The organism is Okeania sp. (genome assembly GCF_983059655.1).
Genome location: NZ_CEZPJD010001089.1, coordinates 1 through 2,139, shown reverse-complemented (window position 1 = coordinate 2,139; position 2,139 = coordinate 1). Strand labels below are relative to the sequence as shown.

1 protein-coding gene is annotated in these 2,139 nt (G+C 35.1%); it reads right to left on the bottom strand.

All coding sequences use genetic code 11. The features are described 5' to 3' along the window. The coding region (lysS, locus tag AC3DU7_RS32055) for a lysine--tRNA ligase (protein ID WP_488043268.1) at positions 1 to 1,393 on the bottom strand (1,393 nt) is incomplete at its 3' end. Between the last annotated feature and the right edge of the window lie 746 nt (positions 1,394 to 2,139).

Here is a 2,139-nt window from a genome sequence, read left to right as displayed (position 1 = left end):
CTGCATCTCTCTGAGCGATCTGTTCCTCAAAACGTTGACGTTGGTCTTGGGGGTCATTTAATTCAGAGAAACCATTGGAATATTCTGTACCGTGAATAAATAACTCGAATCTTTCGACAAAACCTGGTTTGCTATGATGTCTTTTTGCTAACGGACTGACTTCTACAGGAAAATCAATTACAAAAGTAGGTTGAATTAAAGTTGATTCTACTTTTTGGTCGAAAACAGCATATAAAAGATAACCCAAACTTTGTGTTTCTAACTTCGATAATTTGAGGTTTAATTTTTCTACAGCTTCAAGAGCTTCTGGCAATTCTAAGTTATCAAAATCTAGTCCTGTTTCATCCTTAACTGCTTCTACCATTGTTTTAACTTGCCAATGTTTGCCAGTGAAATTAGGATATTTTTGACTATGGTCATATTGACGTTCTAAATTAATAGTTTGTCCTTGATATTCTATCTCTTTTATATCTCCTAAAACATTAGTCATACAATAACAAATAACATCTTCTACCAAACCCAAAATTTCAAAATAATCTGCATAAGCTTGATAAACTTCTAGGGAAGTAAATTCAGGATTATGGGTACTATCTATCCCTTCATTTCTAAATACTCTACCTAATTCAAATACCCGTTCAAAACCACCACAAATTGCCCGTTTTAAAAATAATTCTGTAGCAATTCGTAGATATAAATCAACATCTAAAGCATTATGATGAGTGGTAAAAGGTCGAGCAGCAGCACCTCCATAAATTGCTTGTAAAACTGGTGTTTCTATTTCATAAAATCCAGCATCCCAAAGATATGTACGAATACTTTGTAAAATTTTACTCCGCATTCTAAAACGCTGTAAAGATTCAGCATTTCCAGCTAAATCCATTTCTCGATGACGACGACAAATTTCGGGGTCATTTACACCATAATAAGAGTCAGGAAATGGAATAATAGCTTTGGAAATAAGCTCAAGTTTATTTACCTGAATTGATAACTCACCTCGGTTAGTACGACAACCAATTCCTTCCGCACTAATAAAGTCTCCTACATCCAAAAGTTTTTGTATTTGTTTAAAGCCTAAACCAGGGTCTCCCTTAACTAATTTTTTTTCAATTTTAAGTTGAATTTTTCCACTTTCATCTGTTAGTTTAATAAAACCAATACTACCACTATCGCGCTTAGAAGTAATACGACCGCAAACTTTTAATAATTTTTCATTGGGGTCTGCTTCCCCTGCTTCTAATTCTTTTGCTGGAGGGGAAAATAGGTCTATAACTTGTTGAGCAGTGTGCGATCGCTCTACTGCTTTACTAGGATAGGGGTCTATTCCCAAGGAGCGTAATTCATCAACTCTTTGTGAACGAACTTCTGCTTCATTCCTGGTTTCGCTTTTAGCCATCGGTAGTTGTACTCTAGATTTGGTTAATGAAGTTAGTATAATACCATAGTTTTTCTGTTTCTAGGAGGTTATAAAGATTAAATTATTCCAAAGTTATTTAGCGATCAAAAGTTTGGGATTGAAGAAGAAAGAAGGAAGAAGGAAGAAGGAAGAAATGAAAAGGAAAAAGTGGATGGAGATAGTCAACGACCTGCAAATTTGTATATCATAACCCCAATAATTAACTAATTGTAAATATCGTGTATACGGCGGGGTATTCAAGCAAAAATAAAAAGATAAAAATGATGTTATTGAAGGTTATTTTAGTTTTTAATAAGATTTTCAATAGAGAAAGAATTAATGGCAAATATTTTTTTTTAGATATCAATATTTTAATTTATGCAGTGAGAAAAAGTTTAAATTTTGAGGTTTTTATAGTTTCAATACTTTCGTAGTGAGAGCCATATTATCTATACTTATTTATAATACTAAGTAGGGGCGAATGGCAATTTGCTAACGCAAAGCTACCGAAGATTGCCCTTACAGGGTTTTGGTTATGACGATGTGGTTTAGAAATCGGCAAAAGCGCTGTAAAACTCAGACAACACCAGATTTTCTCTTCTACCTTCTTCAAGTTTTTACTACTCCCCCGCTCCCCCACTCCCCTACTCCCTCACTCCACCGCTCCCCTACTCCCCTGCTTCCCGCTCCCTTCCCAAAGCAGCAGGAGGAGTAGATTTACCTGCTAAACCAATCAAAGCTAATAG